The 2,937-nt window shown below is 54.9% G+C and carries 1 rRNA gene; it reads left to right on the forward strand.

Annotation, left to right across the window (positions count from 1 at the left end):
* Positions 1-59 precede the first annotated feature (59 nt).
* Positions 60-2,937, forward strand: a 23S ribosomal RNA gene (locus GGQ95_RS18100); the annotation flags it as partial.

Below are 2,937 nucleotides of genomic sequence, written 5' to 3' on the forward strand. Positions count from 1 at the left end.
ATGGTTCTTTGAAAACTAGATAACAGGTAAGAAGAAAGGAACGTGAAGCTCTTTTCACTGGTTAAGTTAGAAAGGGCGCACGGTGGATGCCTTGGCACTAGGAGCCGATGAAGGACGGGACAAACACCGATATGCTTCGGGGAGCTGTAAGTAAGCGTGGATCCGGAGATTTCCGAATGGGGAAACCCCCTGTCCGTAATGGGGCAGGATCCATACCTGAATCCATAGGGTATGGAGGGCAGACCCGGGGAACTGAAACATCTAAGTACCCGGAGGAGAAGAAAGCAAACGCGATTCCCTGAGTAGCGGCGAGCGAAAAGGGAGAAGCCCAAACCAAGAGGCGTGCCTCTTGGGGTTGTAGGACACTCAACATGGAGTGAGAAAGGAACGGAGTAGACGAAGCGGTCTGGAAAGGCCCGCCAGAGGAGGTAACAGCCCTGTAGTCGAAACTTCGTTCCCTCCTGAGTGGATCCTGAGTACGGCGGGACACGAGGAATCCCGTCGGAAGCAGGGAGGACCATCTCCCAAGGCTAAATACTCCCTAGTGACCGATAGTGAACCAGTACCGTGAGGGAAAGGTGAAAAGCACCCCGGGAGGGGAGTGAAAGAGAACCTGAAACCGTGTGCCTACAAGTAGTCAGAGCCCATTCATGGGTGATGGCGTGCCTTTTGTAGAATGAACCGGCGAGTTACGATGACGTGCGAGGTTAAGTCGAAGAGACGGAGCCGCAGCGAAAGCGAGTCTGAATAGGGCGCCATAGTACGTCGTCGTAGACCCGAAACCAGGTGATCTACCCATGTCCAGGGTGAAGGTAGGGTAACACCTACTGGAGGCCCGAACCCACGCACGTTGAAAAGTGCGGGGATGAGGTGTGGGTAGGGGTGAAATGCCAATCGAACTTGGAGATAGCTGGTTCTCCCCGAAATAGCTTTAGGGCTAGCCTCAAGGGAAGAGTCTTGGAGGTAGAGCACTGATTGGGCTAGGGGCCCTCATCGGGTTACCGAACTCAGTCAAACTCCGAATGCCAATGACTTATCCTTGGGAGTCAGACTACGAGTGATAAGATCCGTGGTCAAAAGGGAAACAGCCCAGATCACCAGCTAAGGTCCCAAAGTATACGTTAAGTGGAAAAGGATGTGGAGTTGCTTAGACAACCAGGATGTTGGCTTAGAAGCAGCCACCATTTAAAGAGTGCGTAATAGCTCACTGGTCGAGTGACTCTGCGCCGAAAATGTACCGGGGCTAAACGTATCACCGAAGCTGTGGGATGACTGACGTCATCGGTAGGGGAGCGTTCTAAGGGCGTCGAAGCCCGACCGGAAGGACGGGTGGAGCGCTTAGAAGTGAGAATGCCGGTATGAGTAGCGAAAACAGAGGTGAGAATCCTCTGCACCGAAAGCCTAAGGTTTCCTGAGGAAGGCTCGTCCGCTCAGGGTTAGTCGGGACCTAAGCCGAGGCCGAAAGGCGTAGGCGATGGACAACAGGTAGAGATTCCTGTACCACCTCCTCACCGTTTGAGCAATGGGGGGACGCAGGAAGGTAGGGTGAGCAGGCTGCTGGAATAGCCTGTCCAAGCGGTTAGGCTGCCAGATAGGCAAATCCGTCTGGCGTCAAGGCTGAGCCGTGATGGCGAGGGAATCAAAGTACCGAAGTCCCTGATCCTCCACTGCCAAGAAAAGCCTCTAGCGAGGTGAGAGGTGCCCGTACCGCAAACCGACACAGGTAGGCGAGGAGAGAATCCTAAGGTGCGCGGGAGAACTCTCGTTAAGGAACTCGGCAAAATGACCCCGTAACTTCGGGAGAAGGGGTGCTCTCTTGGGTGTTGAGCCCGAGAGAGCCGCAGTGAAAAGGCCCAAGCGACTGTTTAACAAAAACACAGGTCTCTGCGAAGCCGAAAGGCGAAGTATAGGGGCTGACACCTGCCCGGTGCTGGAAGGTTAAGGGGAGCGCTTAGCTCAAAGCGAAGGTGCGAACCGAAGCCCCAGTAAACGGCGGCCGTAACTATAACGGTCCTAAGGTAGCGAAATTCCTTGTCGGGTAAGTTCCGACCCGCACGAAAGGTGTAACGACTTGGGCACTGTCTCAACGAGAGACCCGGTGAAATTATAGTACCTGTGAAGATGCAGGTTACCCGCGACAGGACGGAAAGACCCCGTGGAGCTTTACTGCAGCCTGATATTGAATTTTGGTACGTCATGTACAGGATAGGTGGGAGACCGAGAAGCCAGGACGCCAGTCTTGGCGGAGTCGCCCTTGGGATACCACCCTTGTCGTACTGAAGTTCTAACCCGCACCCCTGATCGGGGTGGGAGACCGTGTCAGGTGGGCAGTTTGACTGGGGCGGTCGCCTCCCAAAGAGTAACGGAGGCGCCCAAAGGTTCCCTCAGAATGGTTGGAAATCATTCGAAGAGTGTAAAGGCAGAAGGGAGCTTGACTGCGAGACCTACAAGTCGAGCAGGGACGAAAGTCGGGCTTAGTGATCCGGTGGTTCCGCATGGAAGGGCCATCGCTCAACGGATAAAAGCTACCCCGGGGATAACAGGCTTATCTCCCCCAAGAGTCCACATCGACGGGGAGGTTTGGCACCTCGATGTCGGCTCATCGCATCCTGGGGCTGTAGTCGGTCCCAAGGGTTGGGCTGTTCGCCCATTAAAGCGGTACGCGAGCTGGGTTCAGAACGTCGTGAGACAGTTCGGTCCCTATCCGTCGCGGGCGCAGGAAATTTGAGAGGAGCTGTCCTTAGTACGAGAGGACCGGGATGGACGCACCGCTGGTGTACCAGTTGTCCTGCCAAGGGCACCGCTGGGTAGCTATGTGCGGAAGGGATAAGCGCTGAAAGCATCTAAGCGTGAAGCCCCCCTCAAGATGAGATTTCCCATTGCATAAGCAAGTAAGATCCCTCGAAGATGACGAGGTAGATAGGTCCGAGGTGGAAG

The sequence above is a fragment of the Anoxybacteroides rupiense genome, assembly GCF_014196195.1.
Classification (GTDB): domain Bacteria; phylum Bacillota; class Bacilli; order Bacillales; family Anoxybacillaceae; genus Anoxybacteroides; species Anoxybacteroides rupiense.